Origin of the sequence: Streptomyces pilosus, from assembly GCF_014649835.1 — a bacterium.
Lineage (GTDB): Bacteria > Actinomycetota > Actinomycetes > Streptomycetales > Streptomycetaceae > Streptomyces > Streptomyces pilosus.
Genome location: NZ_BMTU01000028.1, coordinates 1 through 24,866 on the forward strand (window position 1 = coordinate 1; position 24,866 = coordinate 24,866).

The 24,866-nt window shown below is 70.7% G+C and carries 19 protein-coding genes, 4 pseudogenes and 1 riboswitch; of the genes and pseudogenes, 13 read left to right on the forward strand and 10 right to left on the reverse strand.

What is annotated here, in order from left to right; genetic code table 11:
- Positions 1–223, reverse strand: a pseudogene (locus tag IE118_RS33585) (cellulose-binding protein); the annotation flags it as partial.
- 623 nt (positions 224–846) lie between these two features.
- Here IE118_RS33585 and IE118_RS33590 point away from each other — a divergent pair.
- Positions 847–1,686 (forward strand): DUF4397 domain-containing protein, encoded by an 840-nt coding sequence (locus IE118_RS33590; protein ID WP_189561893.1) that lies wholly within the window; start codon positions 847–849, stop codon positions 1,684–1,686.
- Positions 1,687–1,691: 5 nt separating this feature from the next.
- Positions 1,692–2,381 carry a class F sortase gene (locus tag IE118_RS33595; RefSeq protein ID WP_189561894.1) on the forward strand — a complete coding sequence of 230 codons (690 nt, stop codon included), beginning with the start codon at positions 1,692–1,694 and terminating at the stop codon, positions 2,379–2,381.
- 73 nt (positions 2,382–2,454) lie between these two features.
- On the opposite strand, the gene IE118_RS33600 is transcribed toward IE118_RS33595, so the two are convergent.
- The gene (locus IE118_RS33600) at positions 2,455–2,859 is read right to left on the reverse strand and encodes a (2Fe-2S) ferredoxin domain-containing protein (RefSeq protein ID WP_189561895.1); all 405 of its coding nucleotides are present in this window, start codon (positions 2,857–2,859) and stop codon (positions 2,455–2,457) included.
- 63 nt (positions 2,860–2,922) lie between these two features.
- Positions 2,923–3,042: riboswitch (cobalamin riboswitch) on the reverse strand.
- A 164-nt stretch (positions 3,043–3,206) separates the two neighbouring features.
- Positions 3,207–4,088 (reverse strand): LysR family transcriptional regulator, encoded by an 882-nt coding sequence (locus tag IE118_RS33605; protein ID WP_189561896.1) that lies wholly within the window; start codon positions 4,086–4,088, stop codon positions 3,207–3,209.
- Between the two features lie 60 nt (positions 4,089–4,148).
- Here IE118_RS33605 and IE118_RS33610 point away from each other — a divergent pair, with 60 nt between their 5' ends.
- Positions 4,149–4,514, forward strand: a complete 366-nt coding sequence (locus IE118_RS33610) for a DoxX family protein (protein ID WP_189561897.1) — start codon at positions 4,149–4,151, stop codon at positions 4,512–4,514.
- A 45-nt stretch (positions 4,515–4,559) separates the two neighbouring features.
- Positions 4,560–5,510, forward strand: coding sequence for a DUF1963 domain-containing protein (locus IE118_RS33615; RefSeq protein ID WP_229847085.1), 951 nt, complete (start codon positions 4,560–4,562; stop codon positions 5,508–5,510).
- A gap of 83 nt (positions 5,511–5,593) precedes the next feature.
- On the opposite strand, the gene IE118_RS33620 is transcribed toward IE118_RS33615, so the two are convergent.
- The gene (locus IE118_RS33620; RefSeq protein ID WP_189561909.1) at positions 5,594–6,838 is read right to left on the reverse strand and encodes an RNA-guided endonuclease InsQ/TnpB family protein; all 1,245 of its coding nucleotides are present in this window, start codon (positions 6,836–6,838) and stop codon (positions 5,594–5,596) included.
- 272 nt (positions 6,839–7,110) lie between these two features.
- On the opposite strand from IE118_RS33620, the pseudogene IE118_RS33625 reads away from it, so the two are divergent.
- The 6 genes and pseudogenes from IE118_RS33625 to IE118_RS33650 all read left to right on the forward strand — a co-directional run.
- Positions 7,111–7,254: pseudogene (locus tag IE118_RS33625) on the forward strand (transposase); the annotation flags it as partial.
- A gap of 141 nt (positions 7,255–7,395) precedes the next feature.
- Positions 7,396–9,600, forward strand: coding sequence for an MMPL family transporter (locus IE118_RS33630; RefSeq protein WP_189561898.1), 2,205 nt, complete (start codon positions 7,396–7,398; stop codon positions 9,598–9,600).
- Between the two features lie 49 nt (positions 9,601–9,649).
- A complete protein-coding gene (locus IE118_RS33635) occupies positions 9,650–10,846 on the forward strand; it encodes a sensor histidine kinase (RefSeq protein WP_189561899.1) in 1,197 nt (398 codons plus the stop codon).
- A complete protein-coding gene (locus IE118_RS33640; RefSeq protein WP_189561900.1) occupies positions 10,843–11,490 on the forward strand; it encodes a response regulator in 648 nt (215 codons plus the stop codon). Before IE118_RS33635 ends, IE118_RS33640 begins: the two co-directional genes overlap by 4 nt.
- Positions 11,491–11,619: 129 nt before the next feature.
- Positions 11,620–12,057, forward strand: a complete 438-nt coding sequence (locus IE118_RS34375) for a hypothetical protein (protein WP_229847086.1) — start codon at positions 11,620–11,622, stop codon at positions 12,055–12,057.
- 199 nt (positions 12,058–12,256) lie between these two features.
- Positions 12,257–12,886: a CPBP family intramembrane glutamic endopeptidase gene (locus IE118_RS33650; protein WP_229847087.1), complete on the forward strand. Its 630-nt coding sequence runs from the start codon at positions 12,257–12,259 to the stop codon at positions 12,884–12,886.
- 33 nt (positions 12,887–12,919) lie between these two features.
- On the opposite strand, the gene IE118_RS34820 is transcribed toward IE118_RS33650, so the two are convergent.
- From IE118_RS34820 to IE118_RS33670, 4 genes and pseudogenes are all read right to left on the reverse strand, one after another.
- Positions 12,920–14,623, reverse strand: coding sequence for an alpha/beta hydrolase (locus IE118_RS34820; RefSeq protein WP_189561910.1), 1,704 nt, complete (start codon positions 14,621–14,623; stop codon positions 12,920–12,922).
- Positions 14,624–14,722: 99 nt separating this feature from the next.
- Positions 14,723–16,054 (reverse strand): annotated as a pseudogene (locus tag IE118_RS34825) (diacylglycerol/lipid kinase family protein); the annotation flags it as partial.
- A gap of 109 nt (positions 16,055–16,163) precedes the next feature.
- A complete protein-coding gene (locus tag IE118_RS33665) occupies positions 16,164–16,613 on the reverse strand; it encodes a DUF7144 family membrane protein (RefSeq protein WP_189561902.1) in 450 nt (149 codons plus the stop codon).
- A 30-nt stretch (positions 16,614–16,643) separates the two neighbouring features.
- Positions 16,644–17,111, reverse strand: a complete 468-nt coding sequence (locus tag IE118_RS33670; RefSeq protein ID WP_189561903.1) for an SHOCT domain-containing protein — start codon at positions 17,109–17,111, stop codon at positions 16,644–16,646.
- Between the two features lie 165 nt (positions 17,112–17,276).
- Between IE118_RS33670 and IE118_RS33675 the strand changes: the two genes are divergently transcribed.
- On the forward strand, positions 17,277–17,726 hold the full coding sequence (locus IE118_RS33675; RefSeq protein WP_229847088.1) for a hypothetical protein: 450 nt from the start codon (positions 17,277–17,279) through the stop codon (positions 17,724–17,726).
- Positions 17,727–17,849: 123 nt separating this feature from the next.
- Complete coding sequence (locus IE118_RS33680) at positions 17,850–19,973, forward strand: SpoIIE family protein phosphatase (RefSeq protein ID WP_189561905.1); 2,124 nt, start codon at positions 17,850–17,852, stop codon at positions 19,971–19,973.
- 129 nt (positions 19,974–20,102) lie between these two features.
- Here the strand turns inward: IE118_RS33680 and IE118_RS33685 are convergent, their stop codons facing one another.
- Positions 20,103–22,892, reverse strand: a complete 2,790-nt coding sequence (locus tag IE118_RS33685; RefSeq protein WP_189561906.1) for a hypothetical protein — start codon at positions 22,890–22,892, stop codon at positions 20,103–20,105.
- Between the two features lie 600 nt (positions 22,893–23,492).
- A complete protein-coding gene (locus IE118_RS33690; protein ID WP_189561907.1) occupies positions 23,493–24,263 on the reverse strand; it encodes a calcium-binding protein in 771 nt (256 codons plus the stop codon).
- Positions 24,264–24,646: 383 nt separating this feature from the next.
- On the opposite strand from IE118_RS33690, the pseudogene IE118_RS33695 reads away from it, so the two are divergent.
- Positions 24,647–24,866: pseudogene (locus IE118_RS33695) on the forward strand (cellulose-binding protein); the annotation flags it as partial.

Consider the following 24,866-nt stretch of genomic DNA (forward strand, 5'->3'; position numbering starts at 1 on the left):
TGGGGTCTTCGGTCTGCATGGCCGGGCTCGTGTGGTTGCTGCCCCACGTCTTCCAGCACTGGTAGGCGCGGGTGGCGGGGTTGACGATGGTGCCGTGAGCCTGGGCGGGCGTCGACCAGGCCAATGCGCCGGCAACCACGGCGAACAGCATGACGAGCGCCTGGAGAGGCCGGCGGAGTGACGACCGCGATCGGTCGCCCGCTAACGGATTCTGCTGGTGCATGTGGGGGGACTCCTTCCAGTTGCCAGACTGATTTGGGAGCGCTCCCAAAGCTACGTGGTGCGCGTGAAATGTCAATGCAACAAACAAAGTTGGTCGCGAAAGGGGCGACGATCAGGGATGCTGCCGTGCGAGGTGTGGCGGGACCGGTGTGAGGAGGCGATGCCAGCGGGGCAGTGAACGGCATGCCCGGGAGACGGCGGCCACGACCCGGACCCGAGATCGCCGGAGGCGGTGTGGCGGTCGGGCTCGTCGGGACGAGTGGCGGATTGCCGCACGGCGTCCGACACTGAATCACGTGTCACGGGGAGCGGACCGCTCAACGGGGAGTGCCCGCTTCCTGCCACGGCGGCCGAAGTCCGCGCGCCGGGCCCTTCGAGGCGCGCCCGGGCCGATTCGGTCAGCCCTCGCTTCCGACAGCACACGTGACGACGCCGGCGCCCTCCCGACAGTGCCCGTACCACCGACCACAGCACGCACGACAAATCGGAGATCGCCGGACGAGACCAGTGAACGTCCGGCCGCACGCCGAGCGACGATCTCGACACGTCGCACATTCGGGAAGCCGTACAGGGGAAGCCGGGCCCCACGTGTGACCGGGGACCCTCTTGAAGGGAGTTCCGACGATGAACTCACGCAGCAGGAAGATCGCCACCGCCATCGCCGGGGCCTGCGTCCTGTCTCTCGCCGTCTCGGTCCCCGCCTCCGCCGGGGGTACGGCGCGGGAGGACGGCAAGGCGTCCGTGTCCGTCTTCCACGGCGTTCCGGGCCTCACCGTCGACGTGTACGCCAACGGCGACGAGTTGATCCCCGACTTCGAGCCCGGCACGCTCACCGAGCCCCATTCCCTCGACCCGGGCACCTATGACATCGAGGTCTTCGCCGACGGCCAGGGCCCCGACGGCGATCCCGCCATCCAGAAGAGCGTCGAGGTACCGGCCGGGGCTGACGCCACACTCGCGGCCCACCTCGACGCGCAGGGCGACCCCACGCTCACCGCGTTCGTCAACGACACCTCCGAGGTGCCGGCGGGTCAGTCCCGGCTGACCGTCCGTCACGTGGCCGCGGCACCCGCCGTGGACGTCCGCGCGGGCGGCAAGCCGGTCGTCGAGGACCTGACGAACCCGAACGAGAAGTCGCTCGAGGTGCCCGCCGGCACGGTGAACGCCGATGTCGTCCTGGCCGGCACCGACACCGTGGCCATCGGCCCCGCCGACCTCGACCTCGTCGAGGGAACCGGCACGGTCGTCTACGCCTGGGGCAGCGCCGAGGACGACAACCTCGCGCTGAAGACGCAGACGATCAGCGGCATGGGCTCCGCGCCGAACGGTGTGGACGCCGGCGGGAACGGCGCGATGGCCGCCGACAACGAGTCCGCCACCGTCTGGCTCACCTGGGGCGCCGCGGGAACCGTCGCGGTCGCCGGACTGCTGGCCGCCCACTGCCGGTACACCCGGAGCGACTGACGGCCATGCGTTTCACCGCCGCCTCCCTCCGGGGCGTGCGACCGTCCGCGGCGGCCTTCGGGGTCGCCGCGGTCGTCGCCGTCGTCCTGGCGGCTCTGCTGGCCTGGTCGCTCCGGCCGGCCGAGGCCCCGGTACCGTCGGACTTCGGCGACCGGCCGCGGGCCCTGGAGCCCGCGGCCGCGTCCTCGGCGGGTGGCCACGACGGCGGCCCCGGGGAGGCGGACGCCCCGTCCGCCCCCGCACCCGAGCCCACGGCGCTGCGTATCCCCCGGGTCTCCCTGGACGCCCAGGTCCATGACGTCGGTGTCGGGAAGGACGGCACGGCGGAGGTCCCCGGTGACGCGGGGCGGGTCGGCTGGTACCGCTACGGCCCCGCGCCGGGCACCGCCACAGGATCCGCCGTCCTCATCGGCCATGTGGACGACCGCACCGGCGACCTGGGCGCCTTCGCCAAGCTGTACGAAGTCCGGAAGGGCGACGACGTGGCCGTCGCCCGAGAGGGCGCGCCGCCCGTCCGGTACGAGGTGACGGCCCGTGAGGTGGTCGACAAGGACAGCCTCCCCGATGAGGTCTTCCGGCGTCACGGGCGGCCCGTCCTGACCCTGGTCACCTGTGCGCCCCCGTACGACCGCGAACACGGCGGCTACCAGCGGAACCTGCTGGTGTACGCGGTTCCGGTCCCCGAGCACGACTGACCACGGCCGACCCCTGAGGTGGCGTGGCAAGGCCGAGGGCGTCGTGCAGGGTTCCCTGGCTCCGTCCGTACGGTCAGGAGGCCGGGCGCCGTCGCGGTGGTGTGATGGCGTACAGGTCGAGGATGTCCGGGCGGGGTGCGACGCCCGGTCCACCGGCGCGGACCCAGGCGGCGATGTCCTCGGTCGCGTTCGGGTCGTTGACCAGTCCGAGCCAGACGGGCCGGGCACCGGCGGCGCGGCCCTCGGCGGAGGGCTGGACGACGATGACGTTGGCGTGTTCGCAGACGTCGAGGCAGGCGGACACCCGCATCGGTACCTGGGCGCGCAGACGTGCCGTCTGGGCCGCGTGATCGACACCGCTCACCTTGGGGCTGCCGCAGCAGCAGTCGCGGCACACCACGACGCGGCACGGTACGGGGCTCGCCGCCGCTGCGGTCCTCGCGTCATCCGTCGTTCGTCCGGTCGGCGTTGCGGGCATGCGGTGCCGTCCCTCTCTCCGGGGAGATCCGCCCCGGTGGTCGTCGAGGAGGCGACCGCGTGAGTCTCCTGGCTCTCGGGTCGATGCTCGTCCCGGCCTTCCCACCCGCTGCCGGGCAGTGGCCTGTCGGGACTCGCTCGCCGATCACAGTGGCGGGACCGCGCCGGATTCGCACCGGCTTCCACGTCCGCCGTCGCCCTGTCGCCGGCCATCATCCCATCCCGCGACGCCGTGCCGGCCGTCAGTCCGTCTCCTGTGCGTGCGGGGCCGTCGCGGGCGGGTGAGCCGGGCGGTCCCGCCCGCCGTCACGGCCGGACACCACCACGATGAGCAGCCCCACCCCGTCCTCAGCTCCGACTCAGCCGCCGCGTCATGGCCTGGAGCAGTTCGTGCAGCGCCGCTTCGTGTACGTGCCGCCGGGATCGAGCCAGCCCCACCCGGCTCGGTGAGACCCCGCGGACCGCACGGAACACCACGTCCGGGTGGGAGTAGAAACGGGCCGCCGATGCCGGGGCGAGCGCGACGCAGCCGCCGGCCACCGCTGAGAGCCACTCGTCGGGACGGCTGGTGACGGCGCCGACCCGGACGGGGTACCCGTCCCGCTCCTCCGCCGCCAACCAGTGGTCCCTCCAGGCTCCGGTCTCGGATCCGGCCGCGACGAACGGCTCGTTCCTCAGCTCTCGGAACTCCACCGTCTCGCTGTTCGCCAGCGGATGCCGCGCCGGCAGCAGCACCCCACGGTCCTCGGTGAACAACTCCCGCACCACGAAGCCGCCCTGCCCTGGAAACGGCAGTCGCACCACTGCGGCATCCACCTCCCCGCGGGCCAGGCCGGCGCTGGGGTCCGACCAGTCGAACTGCCGCAGTTCCACCCGCCACTTCGGCTGCGCGCGGCGGAACTCGGCGATCACCTCGGGGACGGCCCCCACCGCGCCCGCGTCCAGGAAGCCCAGGCGCAGGACCCGGGCCACCCGGCCGGTCGCCTGCACCGCCTCGTCCCACGCACCCAGCAGTGCGGGTACCCGCGAGGCGAATTCACGGCCGGCGTCGGTCAGCGCCATCCCCGACCGCGAACGCGCGAACAGACGCACCCCGAGATCGTCCTCCAGGCGCCGCATTTGCTTGGTCAGCGCCGGCTGTGAAACGAACAGCCGGGCTGCGGCACCTGTCAGGGTGCCCTCCTCCGCCACTGCGGCGAAGTACCGGAGCAGGCGCGTGTCCACGTCCATGCCGCCAGGTTATAGAAGCAGGTATTGGACGATGCCCAAGGGCCCGCGAACCCTGGGTGCATGACCGGTGCCCAGCTCGCCCTCCTCGGTGTCACCCTGCTCACCGCCGCCGGCAACGTCGCTGTCGCCGCCGCGGACCTCACCGAGGCGCGCTTCGTGCTCGCCAACTCAGCCGAGGTGGGTGTCCCCCGTTCCTGGCTCCCCTGGCTGGCTGCCCTCAAGCTGGCCGGCGCGGCGGGCCTTCTCCTTGGTCTCTTCGTCGCCGCACTGCGCCCCCTCGGCGTCGCCGCGGCCTGCGGTCTCGTCCTGCTCTACCTGGGTGCGCTCACCTTCCACCTGCGCGCACGCGTGTTCCACAACCTGGCGTTTCCCGGCTTCTACCTCGCCACCGCGCTCGCCTCCCTGGCCTCGGCCCTGTCCTCCTGACGGCAGCACCTGCTGCAACCGGCGCACGTCCACCACGTCCAGTCCGTGCCCACCAACACCCCGACGACGCAGCCGGGTTGGGAGAGGCTTATCTTCTCGGGCATGGATCACCAGGGAGACTTCCGTCGGGCAGCGCTTGGGTCGGGCATCCCGGGCGACGAGATCAACCGATTCAGTCAGCACCTTCGCTTGACGATCGGATTGTCCGCGGGCGCTGGTTCGCCGGTCGGACAGTTCGGTGGGTTGCCCAGGCTTCCGGTGGGCATGAAGTGGCCGTCCGCCGGGGACATTCCATTGCCGTTGCTGCTTTCCGTCGATTGCGGGGCGCTGCCGAGGGTCGACGGATTCGACCTGCCGGCGGACGGGACGCTGCTCTTCTTCGTGAACCAGGAGATGGACCAAGAGGACGGTTCCGGGAGATACGCGCGAGTCGTGTATGTGCCGGACGGCACCGACACCGCTGTCGCGGAAGCCCCCAGCTCCGCGTGTGTCCGCGAACAACTCGACGTCGGCGCCGTTCTCGGAGCCGAACTGCCTCTCTGGCTCCAGGAGGGCGACGAGGACGAGGACTGGCACGAGTTCTGGGAGGATCTCGATTGGGAGGACATGTCCCCGTTCCAGCAAAAGCTGTTCCGGTACATGGAGCATGACCTGCCGCACCTGAACGAACTCCGGGCCTTGGCTCACGACCTCTGGCCGTCCGGCGCCGCCGGCGTCGTCATCGGCGGGTATGCCGATGACGAGGTGATCAACAGCATCGCGGAGCAGACCCTCGCGGGACGCGAGAAGGCAGGGAAGATACCAGCCATCCCGATTGCGCAATGGCCTTCCCGTCTGGAGGAGGAGAAGCACCGGCTGACGAGCGAATGGATGTCGCTCGCCAGGGAAGCCCGGGTCTACGAGGAGTACTGCACGAGCTTTGTGATCCGCCACGACGACTTGGCCGCCGCCCGGGTGGACAAGGCACTGGCCGTGACCCGTTTCGAGGCGCCGTGACAAGGTTCGGCGTCGCTCCTCCGCTGGGAGGAAGGCCGTTCACGGAGGCTGTCTGAGTGCCGTCCCTTGACGTGCTGCCTGGCCTAAAGTCCAGGGATTCCGGCCTGGGTCGGCTGACCCTTCCGGGGGCTTCCTGCTTCACCGCGCTGTGCGGGCACGGGTGCCCGTCTTACCGGCGCTCCACAGGCGTTTAGCGTCTCCGCCCGTCCGGCGGCGACGATTCGGCGTCCTTCGAAGAGGACGTTGCGGGCTGCGTTGTGGTCGCGGTCGTGCACGGTGCCACAGGCCCCGCACGTCCACTCCCGGACGTGCAGGGGCTTGGGACCGTCTCGGAATCCGCAGGTCGAGCAGACCTGAGAGGACGGGAAAGCGCGGTCCACCTTGGTAAAGGTGCGGCCGTGCAGAGCCGCCTTGTACTGGAGCATGGCAACGAACGCGGACCACCCCGCGTCGTGCACGGACTTGGCGAGCCGGGTACGGCCGAGGCCGGACACCGCGAGGTCCTCCACATACACCGCTTGGTTGTCGCGAATGATCTGCGTGGAAGCCTTGTGGTGGAAGTCCCGGCGCCGGTCCGCCACTCGGGCGTGCTGGCGTGCGACCTTGATGCGAGCCTTGGCCCGGTTCTTCGATCCCTTGGCCTTACGGCACAGCTCCCGCTGAAGGCGCTTGAGCTTCTTCTCCGCCCGGCGCAGGAAGCGAGGGCTGCCGATCTTCCTGCCGTCGGACAGGACGGCGAAGGCGGACAGGCCGAGATCGATACCGGCGTCGGTCTGAAGCTCGGGCAGGACGTCCGGCTCGGTGTCCACGACGAAGCTGACGAAGTACCGACCGCAGCTGTCCTTCGTGACGGTCAGGGACGTGGGCGCGGCCGGAAGCCTGCGCGACCACGTGACCGCGAGATTGCCGACCTTGGCCACGTACACCGTTCCGTCGCCCCGGAGGCAGAAGGCGTTGGTGTTGAGGCGGATCGACTGCCGGGTGTCCTTCTTCGACTTGTAGCGGGGAGGACCGACCTTGCGGCCCTGCCGCTTGCCGCTCAGGCCGTCGAAGAAGTTCCTGTAGGCAGTGTCCAGATCCCGCAGGGACTGTTGCAGGACGACCGCAGACACGTCGGCGAGCCAGGCGCGTTCCTCGGTGCGCTTGGCCTGGGTGATGCGAAGCCGGGACAGCGCGGCCGACTTCACGTACGGCAGCCCCGCCGCGTGCGCTTGTTTCCGGTCGCGCAGGCAGTCGTTCCACACCACGCGGGCGCACCCGAAAGCGCTCGCCAGCGCGCGGCGCTGTGCGGCGTCCGGGTAGGCCCGGTAGTTGTAGCGGAGCTGCACAACCAAGATCCTACTGAAATTGGTCTCATGGACGGGCAGAACGACTACAGGCGGGGCAGACACGTTGTTTCGGCGATGGCCTCGAAGTCCTCGCAAACCTTGCGCATGATCTCTTCGCAGCGTGCCAGCACCTCGTCATGAACGGCCCGCGCCGGTTCCAAGCTGGTCAACAGCCTCAAAGGCGTCTCCGCCCGCCGGAAACAGCAGGGGGCACCTCCCTGCCGAAGGCTGGGGGAGAGTTCACCGGCCGAATCAACCCCGCCATCATGCACGGGCACATGTGGTCGCCCTCATACTTCTCGGCATCGTGCGGCGGAGCACCGCCTGCGATCGTCCGCCAGTACATCGAGCAGCAACAGCGTCCCCTCCAACGTGCACGTCAGAGAAGTCTCGAGATGCATTCATCCCCGGCGTAAACGCCGTGGCTCTGCAAAAGTCCCGGTAAGTGATCTTGCCGTGCACTGAGCCGGACGGGGTCGGGTCCACCAGTCGGTGGACCCGAAGTTCAACCGGTCGCCGCTGTCGGCGCCGCACCCCCGACGATGAGCATGGTCGTCATGAAGAATCTTCCCGTACAGATGGCTCGTTGGAGCGCCGCCCACCCCTGGCGGGGCATCGGCGGCTGGCTCGTGTTCGTCGTCCTGTGCCTCGGTGTCGGCATCTCGGTCGGCACCAACCCGGCGACCACCGAGGACTTCCGCATCGGAGAGGCGGGACGCGGCGAGGCGATCGCCGCGGAGGGCGGATTACAGCAGCGTCCCGTCGAACACGTCCTGATCACCGCGAAGCCGGGGACCGGAAAGCTCGACGTCGCCGCGGCCGCTTCGGCCGCCGCCGACATCTCCGCCCGGATGGGCAAGCTGCCCGAGGTGCTCTCCGTCGCCGACCCGGTCCGCAGTACGGACCACACGGCGGTGCGGGTCACCGTCACCATGAAGGGCCCGGAGCTGGAGGGCAAGAAGCACGTCGACCCGCTGATCGAGCAGACCGCGGCCGTGCAGCAGGCTCATCCCGGGCTGCGCGTCGAGGAGACCGGATCGCCTTCCATCAGCAAGGGCGTGGAGAAGCTGCGCAGCGACGACCTCGCGCGCACCGAGGTGATCGCCCTGCCGGTCACCCTCATCACCCTGCTGCTGGTCTTCAGCTCCGTGGCGATGGCCCTCGTACCGCTGCTGCTCGCGCTGTCCTCGATCGTGGCGGCCGTCGGCCTGTCGATGGTGGCCTCGCACGTCTTCCCCGACGCGGGCGTCGGCACCAACGTCATCCTGCTGATCGGCCTCGCCGTCGGCGTCGACTACACGCTCTTCTACCTCAAGCGCGAACGTGAGGAACGGGCGCGCGCCGGCGGTGAACTGAGCTCGCAGGCCGTCGTCGAACTCGCCGCCGCCACGTCCGGACGGGCCGTCGTCCTCTCCGGGCTCGCCGTCGCCGTCTCCAGCGCCACCCTCTACCTCGCCGACGACGTCATCTTCTCGTCCATCGCCACGGGCGCGGTCCTCGTCACCCTCGTCGCCGTCGTCAGCTCCCTGACCGTGCTGCCCGCCCTCCTTGCCAAGCTGGGCATGCGTGCCGAGCGCCGGGCCGTGCGCCGGGCTGCCCGCGGGCGCGCGCCGAGGAAGCAGGAGACGCACAAGGCCGGCCCCGGCCGTCTGACCGCCGCCGTGCTGCGTCCCGTCGTCAAGCACCCCGCCGCCACGCTCACCGTCACCGTGCTCGGGCTGCTCGCCCTCGCCGCTCCGGTCCTCGGCCTGAGACTCACCGACATGGGCCGCGAGACGCACTCCCGCTCCATCGTCGCCATGCAGGTCTACGACCGGCTGAACGCGGCCTACCCGGATCTGAAGTCCATGCACCAGGTCGTCGTCCGCGCCGACGCCGACCGGTCGTCCGAGGTGACCTCCGCCCTGCGTGAACTCGCCGCCGACGTCGAGGACGACCCGCGCCTGAGCGGCACCTCCCGGCTGACCACCTCCCCCGATCGGCGGATCAGCATGCTCCAGCTGCAGGTCCCGCACTACGTGAGCAGCGAGGAGGCCCAGTCCTCGCTCCAGGACATCCGCGACACGCACGTCCCGGACACTGTGGGCCGGGTGAAGGACGCCGAGACCGCGGTGACCGGTGACGTCGCCCGGTACACCGACTACCCGACCCACCAGGAACAGAAGCTGCCCCTCATCATCGGGGCGCTGCTCCTGGTCACCTTCGCCATGACCGTCTGGGCGTTCCGCTCCGTGGTCCTGGCCCTGGTCGGCATGGTCCTCAACCTGCTCTCCGCGGCCGCCTCGCTCGGCATCCTCGTCATGGTCTTCCAGCACACCTGGGCCGAAGGCCTGGTCGACTTCACCTCCACCGGCTCGATCGGCTCCCGGGTCCCGCTGTTCCTGCTCGTGATCCTGTTCGGCCTGTCGATGGACTACCAGGTCTTCGTGATCAGCCGGATCCGGGAGGCGGCCTTGCGTGGGGTCCCGACCCGCAGGGCCGTGATCGAGGGCATCGGCAGCTCGGCGGGCGTGGTGACCAGCGCGGCCGTCGTCATGGTCACGGTGTTCGCCAGCTTCGCGGCCCTGCACCTGATCGAGATGAAGCAAATCGGCTTCAGCCTCGCGGTCGCCGTCCTGCTGGACGCCTTCGTGATTCGGATGCTGGTTCTGCCGTCCCTGATGCTCCTGCTCGGCGAGGCCAACTGGTGGCCCTCCGGCCGAGTGCGCCGTGCCCACCGCACCACCGGGCGGGCCTCCCGCCCCCTGCAATCGGTACGCTGATCACCTCGACCACCGGCCCTCAACTCCTCTACGAGCGAGGTGAATCAGCGTGCTTCCGTGGCAGCGGCAGCAGCCGGACGACCGGCTCACCCAGGAGCGTGTCCTTCGCTGGAACCTGGCAGGCTGGGTCCTGTTCGGTCTGCTGCCCCCGGCCCTCGCCGTACTCGATGCGTCGCCGGCCCGGAGGTACTGGATGCTCGGCCTGCTCGCCCTGATCGCGCTGTGTCACACAGTCGTCCTCACCCGGCCGGACAACGCCCTCCTGCGCCCCCGTATCTACCTCGGCGTCCTCGCGCTCGTCCTGGGCACGACGGCCTACCTCCTGGACGGCGGAGCCGCCTTCTACGTGGTGTCCCTGCCGCAGTTCTGGCTCTTCACCGGCGCCCCGCGGGACGCGATCACCTTCAGCGGCGCCGCGGCGGCCCTCACGGTGTTCGGCGGCACGCTCGACCAGGGGTGGAGCCCTCAGTTCCTGACCGGGAACGCGGTGTTCACCCTGGTCGCCTATGCCGCCGGGGTGGGTCTGGGGCTGTGGATGCACCGCTTCGTCGGCCGGAGCAACGAGCGTCAGGAGCGACTGACCGCGGAACTTGCCGTCGCCCAGGAGGAGTTGGCGGCCGCGCATCAACGCCAGGGGGCGGCCGAGGAGCGCGAACGGCTCGCCCGGGAGATCCACGACACCCTCGCCCAGGGCTTCGCCTCCATCGTGGTGCTCGCGGAGGCCGCCCGCACCGCAGCCGCCACCGACCCCGTACGCTGCGCCGAGCAGCTCACCTCCATCGAGCAGACCGCGCGCGAGAACCTGGCCGAGGCCCGGGTGCTCGTCGGCTCCGCTCCCGAGAGCGGCGTCGCACCCGGCTCGCTGGCCACCACCCTGCGCAGAACCCTGGACCGTTTCGTCCAGGACACCGGTCTCACCGTCACCGCCGAACTCCCCGACATCGACCTGGACCAGCGCACCCGCGTCGCCCTGCTGCGCTGCACCCAGGAGTCCCTGGCCAACGTGCGCAAACACTCGGGCGCCTCCACCGTCGGCGTCGTCCTCACCGAACTCGCAGGCGGCGTCGAGCTGGAGATCACCGACGACGGCTGCGGCTTCACCGTCGAGGAGTCCCGCGGTTTCGGCCTCGACGGCATGCGCCGCCGACTGGCCGCACTCGATGGCGAACTCACCGTCACCAGCTCCCCCGGGGACGGCACCCGTGTCCTCGCCGGCCTTCCCACGCAGAGTCAGGACCGACGATGACCGACACCGCGTACGACCGGATCCGCGTGGTCGTGGTCGACGACCACGCCGTGATGCGCGCCGGAGTCATAGCCCTGCTGACCGGCGAGTCCACGATGGAGATCGTCGGCGAGGCGGCCGACGGCCGCGAGGGCGTCGACCTCGTCGAGCGGCTCGCCCCCGATGTGGTCCTCCTCGACCTGCGCATGCCGGTGCTCGACGGCGTGGCCGCCACCACCGAGATCGTCGCCCTGCCGGTGGCCACCCGGGTGCTGATCCTCACCACGTACGACACGGACGTCGAGATCGAACGAGCCGTGGAGGCCGGCGCCGTCGGCTACCTCCTCAAGGACACCACCCGCGAGCAGCTCGCCGACGCCATCCGCGCGGCGGCGCGGGGTGAGACGGTCCTCGCGCCCAAGGTCGCGGAGCGCCTGGTGGCCCGGATGCGCCGCCCCGGGCCGGTCGCGCTCACCGCCCGCGAGCGGGACGTGCTGCGCGCGGTCGCCGACGGCCTGTCCAACGCCGAGATCGGCCGTCGCCTGGTCATCGGCGAGGCCACGGTGAAGACACACCTGCTGCGCATCTTCGCGAAGCTCGACGTCAGCGACCGCACTCGCGCCGTCGTCGTCGCCCTGGAACGCGGACTCCTGGCGCGCTCCTGAGGTCCCGGGCGCTCGGCGGTGTCGGGGCACGCAGGTGGACCGGCTTGTGAAGACGGATCCTGGAGACGGAGCCGGTGGGCGCGGTCAGGCGCTGGTCGAGGCCGCCGGGGCTGACCGGCCGGCCCGGGTGTGGAGCGCGGGTGGAAGCGGAGACTCTGGCCGGGCGCCGCACTGGTCGCCGCGGCGACCGGCGCCCTCATCTACGCGTTGATCCGTGCCGGGGACCACGGCTGGCTCAACACCGTCTCCCTCGTCCTGTGCGCCGCAGCGGTGGCCGCCTACGCCGCTTTCGTCGCCTGGCAGCGCCGGACCTCCGCTCCCCTGATGGATCTGCGCCTGCTCGGCCGGCAACCGGTGGTGGCGGGCCTCTTCGTCATCACGGTGGCCACCGCCTTGATGGTGGGCGCGTTCTTCCTCGGCTCCTTCTACCTCCAGAACTCGCCCCGCAGCCAGGACAGCGGCTCAGGCGGCCGCAGTACCGGGGCGCCGGCCGGCGCTCCGGAGAGACCGGGCACTGCTGAGCAGTCGGCGGGCCCCCCGGGACGGTGCCCGGTAGCGTGGGGCTGAGGGGAGGGTGCGACGAACCGTCGGTGAAGTCGAAGGACCGACCCTCATGGCCTGCCGTGAACCTCATGATGCCGAGCAGCACGCAGTGGCACAGCACCGCGCGGTGAGCGGCACGTCCCGGAGCCGATGGCGAAGAGCGATCGGCACCTGGCCGGCCGTCGGACTCACGGTGGCCGTTCTCGTCGCTGCCAACCTGATCATGCATCGCCGGACCGGCCTGTTCGGTCCGGTGACGTCCGTCGTCGTCTGTGCTGTGCTGCTCGGTGTGCTCCGCTGGGCGGGCGGCACCCGGGCGGACGTGGGCCTGGCGCCCGGCACACTGGCTCGTGGTGCACGCTGGGCGCTCGCCCTGATCGGTGTGGTCGGCGTCGTCTACCTGGCCGGGGCTCTGTTGCCGGCGACCAGCACGCTGTTCGAGGACCGACGTCACGACGGGCTGAGCGGGGGCGAGTTGGTGCTACGTGTTCTCGTGCTGGTCCCCGTCGGCACGGTCCTGGTGGAGGAGGTCGCCTTTCGCGGCGTGCTCTACGGTCTGGTGTGCCGCGCCCGCGGGGCGGTATGGGCGACCGCCGTGTCGAGCCTGCTGTTCGGCCTGTGGCACGTGCTGCCGTCACTGCACTTGGCCACCGTGAAACCCGCTCTGGCCTCGGTCTTCGGCGACTCCGCTCCCGGTGCCGCCCTGGCGGTCGTGTCGGCGGTGCTGTTCACGGCGGCAGCGGGTGTCCTGTTCTGCGAACTGCGTCGCCGCAGCGGCAGTCTGCTGGCTCCCATGGGCTTGCACTGGGCGATCAACGCACTGGGCTACCTCGCCGGGTTCCTGCTGCGCTGACCGCACGGCAGCCACGACCCCGTGGCTGCCGGCTCAGTCCGGCCGGATGATGTCCTTGAGCGAGTCCAGGTCCTGCGCCGTCAATCCGGCGGGCCGCATGACGGTGTTCCAGCCGTCGACGTACGCGGCCTTGTACGTGTGACCGTGGCCGTCGGGTACGTTCGTGGAGAACGGCAGGTCGGCGGTGACCTGCCAGAAGGTCACGAAGGGGATCCACACCATCCCTTCGAGCACGTCCTCGCCGGGCCTCTCACTGATCCATTCAGGTTCGGAGAGGGCCAGCCGCGGGCTCCACCAGACGATCGGATCGGAAGGATGCATGAGGTAGAGCACCCTCGTGCCGTCCCAGGGCTGGTCCGCCGGAGGCATTCGGGTTGCCGGATCGTCGGTGAACCGGACGGTGCGACCCTCCTTGTAGACGGGCCTGATCTCGGGACTCCCTGCGTCGCGCCCATCGCTGAATTCACGGAACAGGGTGTTGAAATTGGGCGGGCCCGCGAACAAGGTGCCGGCGGTGCGGTTGCGCAGGTCGTACTCGCCGCTGAACGCGGTCTCACCACCGAACGACCCCAGGCTCTCACCTGCTACGAACAGGCGCGGGCGCCGGTCCTGCGGCAGCTTCGACCAGGTGTCGTAGACCGCGTCGAAGAGTTCCCGGCCGGCCTGGCGTGCCTTGGACTGGTCGACGAGATACGACAGCCACGACGGCAGGTAGGAGTACTGCATCGCCACGGTGGCCGAGTCGCCGTTGCCGAGATACTCGAACGAGTCCACAGCGGCGGGGTCGACCCAGCCGCTGCCCGTCGTGGTCATCACGAGCAGGTTCTCGCGCTCGAAGCCGCCCGCCCGTTCGAGGTCCGCGACAGCTCGGGCTGCCCGGCTCTCCGCGTCGTCGGAGGTCGTCAGCCCGGCATAGGCCCGCACCGGCTCCTGCGCCGCGCGGTGGGTGAAAGCGCCGATGTCCCGGGCCGACGGCCCGCTGCCGGTGAAGGCACGGCCTTCTCTGCCCAGCGAGTCCCACGGCACGAGAGAACCGGGCCCGCCCGAGCGCAGGGCGGATGTGGGCTGATGCACGCCTTCAGGGGTCTGCGTGTCACGCAGCGAGAACGCCTCGTTGGCCGCGTTCACGAAGCTGCCGAGCAGCAGCCCGGTGAACGCGGACCACGCCACAGCCACCACCGTCAGCCAGCCGACCACCCGCGCGGCTCGCCTGCCGATCCACCGTCCGAGCAGGCGGGCGGTCCAGCGGTACAGGCGCCGTATCCCCCGTCCGCCCAGCAGCAGGAGGGAGAAGACGAGTGCGGCGACGAACGGGCAGGCGACGGTGGTGAGGACGCTGTAGTCGGTGACGCCCATGAGTGCGCGGATCTCGTGTTGCCAGTACTGTCCGAGCCCGAAGGAGACGCCGGCCAGCACAGTGGCACCGATGAGCAGGATGTGCCATGCCCTGCGCGAGGCGTTCCGCGCCTCCCGGTCGGCGAAGGCACGCCAGACATAGGCCGCGACCACGCCGAGCCCGTACCCGATGGCCGCACTGATGCCGCAGATCAGTCCTTGGAGCAGCCCCCCGCGGGGGAGCAGTGACGGAGTGAAGGACAAGCACGCCAGGAAGAGCGCGCCCCAGCAGCCGGGCAGGGAGAGGTGGTGCGGTCGACGACGCGTGCTGCCCCTGGGGGACGGCCCGGCGGAGGGCGGGGAAGACGGCTCGCCGTGCTCGGCCCCGTCCTCCCCTGACATGGCGCCCTCGGCCCCGGCCGCGTGGGTGCCACCAGGCGTGACCGGCCGGCCGTCCTCCTCGCGCGACGCCGTCCCTTCCCGCGCTCGGCCCGGGAACAGACGGCCCAGCGACAGCCGTGTGACGCGTGGCCAGTCGGCCGCGGCCCCACCCCTCAGGGGTGTGCCGGTGCGTCGCCGTGGCACGCGGACCCGCAGGGCGCCGGGCGCGCTGCGGCACACCACGGGTGACGGAAGGACGACGTGCTCTCCGTCGATGCCGACCGGGAGGGTGTCCGCGCCTGCCTCGACGACGACTTCGCCGGCGTTCATCCGGACCAGTGACCCGGAACGGGGACCGCGCACCACGCGGGCCGCCTCGACGGTGTTGCCGATCCGCACGCACACCACGCCGAGCCGTCCCGAGTCCAGTCGCTGCCTGCGTCCCGGACGGGTCGCGTCGACGGCGCGTCCGTAGGGGTTGTTGCTGACGAGCAGCGCCTGGAGTCCGTCGACGTCCCTCCCGTCGGCCCGGGCCCGGAGTCCGGACGCGTCCTCGCCGGTGAGCAGGGCGGGGAGGGTGCGCAGGGTCGTGCGGGTCTTGGCGTCCCGGTACGCGGGGTCGGTGACGACGGAGGCGTAGGTGCCGAAGGAGGCGTTGTTGACGAAGACCCGGTCCGCGGCGTATCCGAGGTCGACGCGGAGTTCGACCCCGTCGGTCAGCGCGTGCAGGGCCGCAGCCGGATCGTCGCGGTCGAGGCCGAGGTCCAGGGCGAAGTGGTTCCGGGTTCCCGCGGGGATCACCACGAACGGCAGGTCGTGACGCGACGCAACCTCGGCCACCAGGGCCTGGGTGCCGTCACCGCCCGCCACCGCCAGCAGGTCGGCCCCCTCGGCGACGGCCTGCCGGGCCAGTGCGGCGACGTCCTGGCCGGTGTCGAGCAGGACTACCCGACACCCCGCCGACCGGGCCTTCTCCACCAGGTGGAAACGGCCTACCTTGCCGCCGCCGGAGCGCGGATTCATCAGGACCCAGGGAGCACGGGGCACCGCGACGACAGCCGGTCCGGAGGCGGTACGGCCGGGTGTCAGAGCCGTACGCGCCGCCGTGACGGCCAGCGCCCACAGGGCCAAGGACAGGAGGGCCGGTCCCAGCATGCCGGACGCGGCATACAGGGCGAGTGCGGTGACCGGCGCGGCCACCGACAGCACGGCGCCGAGGACGCGGAGCACACCGGCGTGTGCCAGTGCCCACCACACGCCGACGGCGGCGAGTGCCAGCCCCGCGACGCCGACCAGCACCCACAGCACGCTGCGCAGACCGGCGGCGACGAGCGGCACCAGGATGCTTCCCAGCAGGGCGAGCAGGGCGAGGCGAGCCCACCCGACGCCGCCCTCGCGTGCGGTGGTCGCGGCATCCGACTCGCCCGATTCCCTGTCCCCTCCGTGTCGCACTCCTCCGTGTCGCACCACTCCGTGTTGCACCACTTGCCGGCCTCTCTCCTCGCGTCCGGGGCGCACCGACCCTGTCCTCACACCTCTCCCACACCGTGCCCGGGCCGCCTCACCTGTCGCGCGGGACGCACTCCCCGGACAGGTCGGAGAGGTTGCCGCGCGGAACCACGCACAGGGCCCAGATGATGAAGCCCGAGAGGGTGATCATCACGACCGACCAGACCGGGTAGTACGGCATGGAGAGGAAGTTGGCGAGGATGACGAATGCGGCGATGACCACGCCGGCGACACGCGCCCACGTCGCGGTCCGGAGCAGTCCGGCGCCGACGACCGCGGCGATCACGCCCAGCGCGAGGTGGATCCAACCCCAGCTGGTCAGGTCGAACCCGAACACGTAGTGGGGCGTCGTGACGAAGACGTCGTCCTCGGCGATGGCCATGATGCCCCGGAGGACATCGAGCAGGCCGACGAGGAGGAGCATCACGGCTCCGAAGACGGTCAGGCCGGTCGCCCATTCCTGTTTCGCCGTGTCCTCCGGCCGGGTGTGTGTCGCGGTCATCTTGCGCCTCGTTCCCTGGTGCGCCGGTGCTCAGCGAGCGGAGGTGCGGGAGGTGGGTTCCGAGTGCTCCACCGGGCCGTGGACGGCCAGGACCAGTTCCTTCGCCCTGCGGAACTCCTCGTCGGTGATGGCTCCCCGGTCGCGGATCTCGGACAGCCTGGCGAGCTCGTCGACGCTGCTGGACCGGCCGGCGCCGGCCGCGGTCTGCCTGATGTAGGCGTTGAACTCCTCCTGCTGCGCACGCGCCTGCGCGATCTCGCGGCGGCCCATGTCCTTACCGCGGGCGATGACGTAGACGAACACGCCCAGGAAGGGCAGGACGATGCAGAACACCAACCACCCGGCCTTGGCCCAGCCGCTCAGCCGGTCGTCGCGGAAGATGTCGCCGATGATCCGGAAGAGCAGGACGAACCACATGATCCACAGGAAGAACACCAGCATGGTCCAGAAGGCGCCCAGCAACGGGTAGTCGTACGCCAGGTAGGTCTCAGCATTCATGTCCCACCCCCGTTCCCGGACGTTCGCCGGCACCGGTTGTCAGGCCTTCAGAGTGCCCACGGTGAGCACCGGCCGCCTCACCCGGCGCGGGTGAGTGTGAGGCAGGCCAGAACAGGCCAATCCCGACCACCCGATGTCACGCAGCAACTCGTTAGAGTGACGCGCATGGACATGCGGAGGATGGTCGCGGAGCTGGTCGAAGAAGCTCAGCAGCAGACTCGGGACCACGTGTGGAAACTGACGTCGAGCGACCGCGCACTCGCTCTCGAGACCGAGACCGGCCTGCGCAACGTGGTTGGCCCGCCGGACATCCAAGGAATCCTGCCGCAGATCAAGCGTCTCGAACATCTGCGGGAGACTCTCGCCGTCCTGGCCATCGCCCTTGCGCGTACCCACGGCCGTTTGGCCTGGTTCATCTCCGGCGCTCTCCACGCACTCGAACCGGTTCTTCGCTGGCGTGCGCTGCCGGCTGATCATGGCGGCACCTTTGGCACTGTCCTGCCGAGTCCTGAGGATTACACGGAGGCGGAGGAAGCCGTCCGCCAACTCCAGGACGCTCTTGCGCACATCGCGGTCGGGCCGATCGACCTCGGCACCGTTCGCCCGGATCAGTAAGAATTCGGAGCCTCAGCGCAGCGAAGCGGGCCCCACATCGAGACGGCGTTCCGGCCGCAGTGCGGCGCTCACCCAGTGGGGCGAAGCACGCCTGGGCGTTCGCATCAGCATTAGTGTCTACATATGGGTAGTTTCAGGGCAGCAACCGACGACTGGGCGCCCGTGGAACGGGCGCTCAGCAGTACGGTGCAGCGCACGGGAGCGGTGGCAGCGGGCCTGTACCTGCTGTCCCCGGACGAGCCGGTGCTGAACCTGGTGACGCTGTGCGGAGTGCCGACGAAGACAGTGGCGCCGTGGTGGAGGGTCTCCGTGTCGGCCGCTGGTCCGTTGTCCGAGGCGGTGCGGGAGGGCCGCCTCGTGTGGGTGGGACGGCAGGAGGACATGGCCCGCCTGTATCCCAACGCAGCGGCAGGGCTGCCCTACCAGTTCGCGCTGGCCTCCGCACCCTTGGCCGGGGTCCGCCGGTGGGGAGCCCTGGCGCTGGTGTGGACCCAGGACCACCCGCCTTCGCTGACCCGTCGCGAACGCGGACACATCATGACCAGCGCCAACCAGATCACCCAGATACTGGACCGCGCACCCGCCGCCTGGAGCATCCCGACCGAGCCACGCACCGTGCCTCTGCAGCGGCCCGGCCCGGACTCGGCACAGATCGGGCTGGCCGCCGACGACCTGCTGCAACGGCTACCCGTCGGCGCCCTCGGCTTCGACCTCCAGGGACGCATCACCTACCTCAACGACGCCGCTGCCCGACTGCTCGGCCGCAGCACCGACAGCCTCCTCGGCACTCTTCCCTGGCAGGCCGTGCCCTGGCTCGACACCCCGGTCCACGAGGAGCACTACCGCGCCGCCGTCTTCGGACGCGAACCCATCGCCTACACCGCGTCGGACCCATCCGACCGCCGCTTCGACATCCGGCTCTATCCCGGCACCAGCGGCATCACCGCCCTCATCTCCCCCAGCCTCGGCGAGCGGAGGGCCGACGCCCCGCAGCCCCACATCACCGCGGCCCCGGACACCCCACCGGCGGCAGCCGGCACCGGACGGATCCACCAGCTCATCCACCTGGCGGCCGCCCTGAGCCAGACGGTCACCGTGGCCGACGTCATCGACACGGTGGCCGACCAGATCTTGCCCGCCTTCGGCGCACAGGGCATGGTCGTCTCCGCCGCCGACGCCAGCCGTCTGAAAATCATTGGGCATCGCGGCTACGACCCGCGCACCATCGCACGCCTGAACGGCCTGCCCCTGGACACCGACATCACTCCCGCCGGCCACGTCCTGCGCAGCGGCGTCCCGGCCTTCTATGCCGACCGCGCCGAGATGACCCGCACCCACCCGCAGGCGCCCTCGGTCAGCGACAAGCAAGCATGGGCATTCCTGCCCCTACTCGTCTCGGACCGCCGCGTCGGCTGCTGCATCCTCTCCTACGACCACCCCCGCGCGTTCAGCGCCGGCGACCGCGCGGTCCTGGTGTCCCTGGCCGGGCTCATCGCCCAGGCCATGGACCGCGCCCTGCTCTACGACACCAAGCACGATCTCGCCCACGGCCTGCAACAAGCGCTCCTGCCGGTCGCCCTGTCCACCATTCCCCACCTCGACGTCACCGCCCGCTACCTTCCGGCCGCCCGCGGCGTCGACGTCGGCGGCGACTTCTACGACCTCATCCGTCTCGGCGACACCGCGGCCGCCGCCGTCATCGGAGACGTACAGGGGCACAACATCAAGGCCGCGGCTCTCATGGGCCAGGTCCGCACCGCCGTCCACGCCACCGCCGGAGCGGCACCGGGCGGCGTCCTGGCCCGCACCAACGGCGTCCTGATGGACCTGGAAACCGACCTGTTCGTCTCCTGCCTGTACCTCCACATCGACCTGACCGAGGGATCCCTCCACCTCGCCAGCGCCGGGCACCCGCCCCCGCTCCTCCACAGCGCGGGTCCCCCACCGCGCACCGTCGTGCTGGAGGCCGAGCCCGGACCCCTGCTGGGCATCCAATCCTGCACCGAGGCCGACTACCCGGTGACCACCGTCCCCCTGCCGCCCGGCTTCCTCCTCACCCTCTACACCGACGGCCTCGTAGAAACCCCCGGCACCGACATCACCGAATCCGTCACCGCTCTCTGCCACCACCTCGACCGCAACGCCGGACTGTCGCTCGACCACCTGGCCGACAGCCTGCTCCACCACTCCGCTCCCCAGCGCACCCGCACGGACGACACCGCCCTGCTCCTGTTGCGCAGCCGGTGAGCGGCGCCCGACGCCCGCAGGGTCACGTCGACGGCCAGCGCTCTTGGGAATACGGCCTCCCTCCGAGCCCGGACAGAAGTCGGGCCCCGCCGCGGAGCGCGGAAGGGCCCGACCTGGTGCACCGTGCGGTTACGACGCGTCGCGGACCGTGCCCTCGAAGGGCGGGCCCAGCGGCGCGCCCTCGTCGTCCGTCACCTGGAAGCGGACGTGTTCGGCTCCTTCCTTCACCTGGTCACGGAGGGTCGGGACGGTCAGCTCGGCCGATTCCTTGCCCGCCTCGATCACCGTCCACAGCGTCCCGTTCGTGACCTGTGAGAGCGGAACCGCCGGGTTCGGGATGTCCTCCACGAGCTGGGACAGCCACTCCTGGTCGACGTCGGCCGTGGACAGCTCCGGACGACCGCCGGTGACGGGGACCAGCCGGGCCAGGGCCCAGATCTCGATGTCCGCCTTCTCGGAGAGGGAGATGCGCCACGTCAGCGGCGCGCCCTCGGTGACGTCGGCGGTCACCGGCTCGACGGTCACCTTCGGCATCGGGTCGTCGTTCTCGGCGGTGACACCGCCGGCGTCCGCGCCGACGACGGTGCCCTGGACGGCCTTGACCAGGACGTCGTGGGGCTTGTCCCAGCCGTAGCGCCGGTTGCCCTCGACCTTCACCTTCACCTGGATCCCGGCGGTGCCGGGGCCGACCTCGACCAGTCGGCCGGTCGACGTCCCGGTGCCCGGGTCGATGACGTACAGCCGGACCGCGCCCGCCTTCTTGCCGGTGACGCGGACGGGCACCTGGTACGTACGGAAGCCGGAGTCGCCCTCCTTGACCGTGAGGCGGCCGATGTCGACGCGGGTGAGCGGCGTGGTCCTCACCGCGGGAGTGCCCGGCGTCCACGACCAGGCGTCCATCAGCCACGCCTTGCCGGAGCGGGACGTGGGGGTCACCTCCAGGGAGGCGATCCTGCCGAGGTCCAGCTTGGCGCGGGTCGCGGCGGTGAGCGGGACGCGGAGCTCCTGTGCCCAGTACGAGGTGGTGCGGTCGGTTCCCGGCAGCCCGTCGATACGGACGCTGCCCAGCACGGCCCGCTTGCCCTTGGCGTCCCTGACGCCGACGTCGAAGCGGGTGCCGCTGGTGTTCGGGGGTACGGCGACGCGCAGCGCGAGGCTCGCCGCGCCCTTGACCGAGACCGGCTTGTTCGGGGTGATGCGGGCAGCCGTGCCCGGCTTCTTCCAGTCCAGGGCGACCGCGCGGCGGCCGGCCTCGTGCTCGGGGCGCCAGTGCGCGAAGTGCGGCGAGGAGCCGGGGTCCTTCTCGCCCAGGCAGGCGGAGCGGCCGGGGGCGACGGCGTCGCACAGCTTGGCGCCGCTGACCTTCAGCGGGCCCCGCGGGTCGTCGGGGAGGAAGCCCGCGCCGCGGTTGCCGCCGACCGCGTGGGTCAGCACCCGGGCGGGGTCGGCGGAGGGGGCGCGGCGGCCGGTGCCGTCGACGAGCTGGCGTACGCGGTCGTCACCGCCGACGAACAGCCGCGCGGCGGCGGCGATGTAGGTGGCGCCCGCCTTGTGCTGCTGGTCGGCGGAGAGCCGCCCCGCGGCGCCGGGTGAGCAGAGCGGGTCCGGCGACTCGGGCTCGTGCCAGAAGTCGTCGTCGGCGGGGGCTTCGGCCTGGCCCGGGGTCCACTCGCTGTTGAAGTAGTTGTGGTTGGCGCCGATCATGTAGACCGAGCTGTGCAGGGCCTTGCCCCGGCTGACACCGCGGGTGCCGTCCGTGAACACCTGGCCCTGGAGGTCGGAGACATCGCCGTCGCAGCCGGGCAGGATCGTGAGCGAGGGGACGTCGGGCACCGGGTTGTGGCCGAAGAGGGTGGGGCCGATGTGGACCGTGCCGCGGATGTTCCAACGGACCTTGGACCGGTAGCCGTCCTGGGCGGCCGGCGGCTTGTACAGGCTGTCCATCACCGCGCGGTTGACGCCCTCACCGCCACGCGAGTGCCCGACGAGGAGCACCCGGGACAGGTCGGTCCTGGGGCCCTTGCGCACCGCGGCGGGCGCGGAGGCGGGCTTGGCGGCCCAGTCGGCCCAGCGGCCGAGGTGCTGGCGGATCAGAGAGGAGCGGGCCTGCGCGCCGCCGTCCTCGGCGTTCCAGTCCTGGCCGTTGATGCCGTTGGCGGAGATCGAGACGGTCACGTACCCCTGGGAGGCAAGGAGCTTCTGGTCGCGCAGATAGCCCCGGTGGCTGGGGATCGGCTTGCTGCCCTTGGTGCAGGGCCAGTTGCCGGAGGTCTCCTCGTCCTTGCCCGGGACGTAGCAGGTGGAGTGGCGACCGTGCAGGAAGAGGGCGACCGGACGCTTGCCGGGGGCCTTCTTCGGGGCGACGACGACCCCGCGCATCTCGACCGGCGAGGGGAGGCCCGGGAGTTCGACGGAGGAAAGGCTGTACTCACTGGTGGTCGTGGCGTACGTGCCGGCCTTGCCCGGGTCGACGGTCCCCGCGGGGAGCTTGGCCGGGAGCTTCGGGGCCGGTGGCTTCACCTTGCGGCCGGCGCCCCCGCCCGGGGCCTCATCGAGCCGGCGCCCGGCGGCCTGGACCTGAAGGTCGTCCAGGTCGGCGGTGCGGACCTCGTCGAGGGGGATACGGAAGGTCCGGCCGTCGTCCTGCGGCTCGGGTACGCCCACGAGCGCGCCGTTCGCGCGGAATTCCACGCGGGCGTCCCCCATGGGGACCTGCTCGGGGGCACGCCACTCCAGGTGGTTCCGCCCGTTCTCACCGGCGACGCGCCAGCCGGGCGGCAGCGTCTCCCCGGTATCGGGTGTCGCTGTGACGCCGGGTTCATTCGGCGGCGCCGGGGCGGCGTACGCCCCCGTCGGCGCCACCCCTGACACGGTCAGCACCGCTATCGCGGTGACCCATGCTTGACGGGCACGTTTCAAAGCACTCTCTCCTCAACTCTGGTCAAGCGCACGTCCGTTCCGGTGGTCGGTCGGATCGGACGCGCTCTCGGACATCGAGACGGGGAGTCGAACCTGTGGGTTGCCTCTGGGCACGGAGTGATCGGTGAGGCTGAGCTCTCAGAAATCCGAGCGCAGCCCCAACGCGCTGTGCTGCACGAGCCCAGCGGGTGCGTCAGTGGAGACAGACCTCTTGCGCGTCAACTCCACCGAGCGCGCCCGGAGATCAGCCGCCGGTTCACCCAGCACGATGGCGCTGATCACCAGCTCGTGAGAAGCGGATATCGGGCGGACACGGCCAGAGAACGTGGACCTGATTTCGCGTGCGTCGGTAAACATGCAGCGGTCCTACGGAAGATGCCAAGCATGACCACGTCCACTCCGTCAGTGGTGTTCAAGCCATGCACGGCGGCAACGTGCCGCGTCGGCCGACGGGTTCGGGGAGCCGGTCCCGCCGTGTCACCTCGTGTCGCGCGAGGATCTGTCCTCTGGCGCGTTGGCGGCCGACGCGGCTCGCCGACGGTGGCCGCTCGGCGCCCGCAACGCTGTCGCGCGGGCCGACACGCGGTCCCGAAGGCGCACTTACGGGAGGACGATGTCGCGGCCGGGTCCGCCTTCGAGGATGTCCTTTCCGCTGCCACCGCAGACGAGGTCGTCCCCGTCTTCGCCGTGCAGTGTGTCGTTGCCGGGGCCGCCGAGGAGGATGTCGCGGCCGTCCCCGCCCATGGCGTGGTCGTCGCCGGGGCCCGCCTGTACGGTGTCGTCACCGCCGTAGCCCTCGATCATGTCGTCACCCCGACCGCCCCACATCTGCTGGTTGCTGCTGTCGCCCATGAGGTGGTCCATGCCGTCGCCACCATGCAGCGCTGCGGGTCCCATGACCATGTCGTTCCCCGCGTCGCCCAGCACCGTGCGTGCGGTGTGGGCATGTAATTCGTCGTCGCCGGAGCCGCCACTGACGGTGCCGATGCCGGGGGTGAAGGCGGCGATCGTGTCGTTGCCGTCGCCGAGGAAGACGTCGATCCTGTCGGGCCGGGGGTTGTCGGCGGGCAGTTCGCACACGACGGAGGTGGTGTCCTCGGGTCTGGAGTAGGCACAGTGGTCACCCGGTTCGATCGGAACCACATCGCTGAAGCCGATGTGGCGGATTCCGTCGCTGGTGTACATGGAGAATATGTTGAGGTCGTTGGTCTGCCCGGCAGCGGCAGTGAAGACGATTGACTGAGTCGCCCAGTCGGCTCCCACGCGGGCCTGCACCTCCGCAGCGGTGGCGGCGGCTGCCGGGCCGATGGCGAGGCCGGCGGTGAACAGGGTCACGGCGACCGCGCCGACGGTGGCTCGAATTCGACTCATGGGACCTCGTCTCGGTGGAGTGGTGGTGGATCGACTCACTGGGCGTGGTGCTGCCGGGGAAGGGGCCGACCCGGCCGTAGAGGCAGTTTCCCCTGCCGGTCCGGATTTGCAAGACCGCGGAGTGACGCGGCGTCATGCAGGGCCGAACCATCTCGCAATATGGCGGTTGGGAGACGTTCGTCAAGCCTCGGCGGCGCACCGCCCCTCACTGTCATCGCCCCCGCCGACCGGTGGGCCGCATCCTGCGCGCGGCCCCCGGCAGAGTGCCCGCTCGTCGCCTACCCCCTGAATCAACTTCGTTCACTGCATTGACATTTCCCCGCGACTACGTAGCGTTGGGAGCGCTCCCATTTCAGTCGTGCCGATGGAAGGAGTCCCCCCACATGCGCAAGCAAAGTCCATTAACCGACCGTTCGCGGTCGTCGCTCCGCCGGCCTCTCCAGGCGCTCGTCATGCTGTTCGCCGTGGTCGCCGGCGCACTGGCCTGGTCGGCGCCCGCCCAGGCTCACGGCACCATCGTCAACCCCGCCACCCGCGCCTATCAGTGCTGGAAGACGTGGGGCAGCAACCACACGAGCCCGGCCATGCAGACCGAAGACCCCA

Excerpts from the sequence above, each read along its gene's own strand:
- IE118_RS33590 (WP_189561893.1), top strand. The coding sequence starts at position 847 with ATGAACTCACGCAGCAGGAAGATCGCCACCGCCATCGCCGGGGCCTGC.
- IE118_RS33595 (WP_189561894.1), top strand. The coding sequence starts at position 1,692 with ATGCGTTTCACCGCCGCCTCCCTCCGGGGCGTGCGACCGTCCGCGGCG.
- IE118_RS33600 (WP_189561895.1), bottom strand. The coding sequence starts at position 2,859 with ATGCCCGCAACGCCGACCGGACGAACGACGGATGACGCGAGGACCGCA.
- IE118_RS33605 (WP_189561896.1), bottom strand. The coding sequence starts at position 4,088 with ATGGACGTGGACACGCGCCTGCTCCGGTACTTCGCCGCAGTGGCGGAG.
- IE118_RS33610 (WP_189561897.1), top strand. The coding sequence starts at position 4,149 with ATGACCGGTGCCCAGCTCGCCCTCCTCGGTGTCACCCTGCTCACCGCC.
- IE118_RS33630 (WP_189561898.1), top strand. The coding sequence starts at position 7,396 with ATGAAGAATCTTCCCGTACAGATGGCTCGTTGGAGCGCCGCCCACCCC.
- IE118_RS33640 (WP_189561900.1), top strand. The coding sequence starts at position 10,843 with ATGACCGACACCGCGTACGACCGGATCCGCGTGGTCGTGGTCGACGAC.
- IE118_RS33650 (WP_229847087.1), top strand. The coding sequence starts at position 12,257 with ATGCATCGCCGGACCGGCCTGTTCGGTCCGGTGACGTCCGTCGTCGTC.
- IE118_RS34820 (WP_189561910.1), bottom strand. The coding sequence starts at position 14,623 with ATGTCAGGGGAGGACGGGGCCGAGCACGGCGAGCCGTCTTCCCCGCCC.
- IE118_RS33665 (WP_189561902.1), bottom strand. The coding sequence starts at position 16,613 with ATGACCGCGACACACACCCGGCCGGAGGACACGGCGAAACAGGAATGG.
- IE118_RS33670 (WP_189561903.1), bottom strand. The coding sequence starts at position 17,111 with ATGAATGCTGAGACCTACCTGGCGTACGACTACCCGTTGCTGGGCGCC.
- IE118_RS33675 (WP_229847088.1), top strand. The coding sequence starts at position 17,277 with ATGGACATGCGGAGGATGGTCGCGGAGCTGGTCGAAGAAGCTCAGCAG.
- IE118_RS33680 (WP_189561905.1), top strand. The coding sequence starts at position 17,850 with ATGGGTAGTTTCAGGGCAGCAACCGACGACTGGGCGCCCGTGGAACGG.
- IE118_RS33690 (WP_189561907.1), bottom strand. The coding sequence starts at position 24,263 with ATGAGTCGAATTCGAGCCACCGTCGGCGCGGTCGCCGTGACCCTGTTC.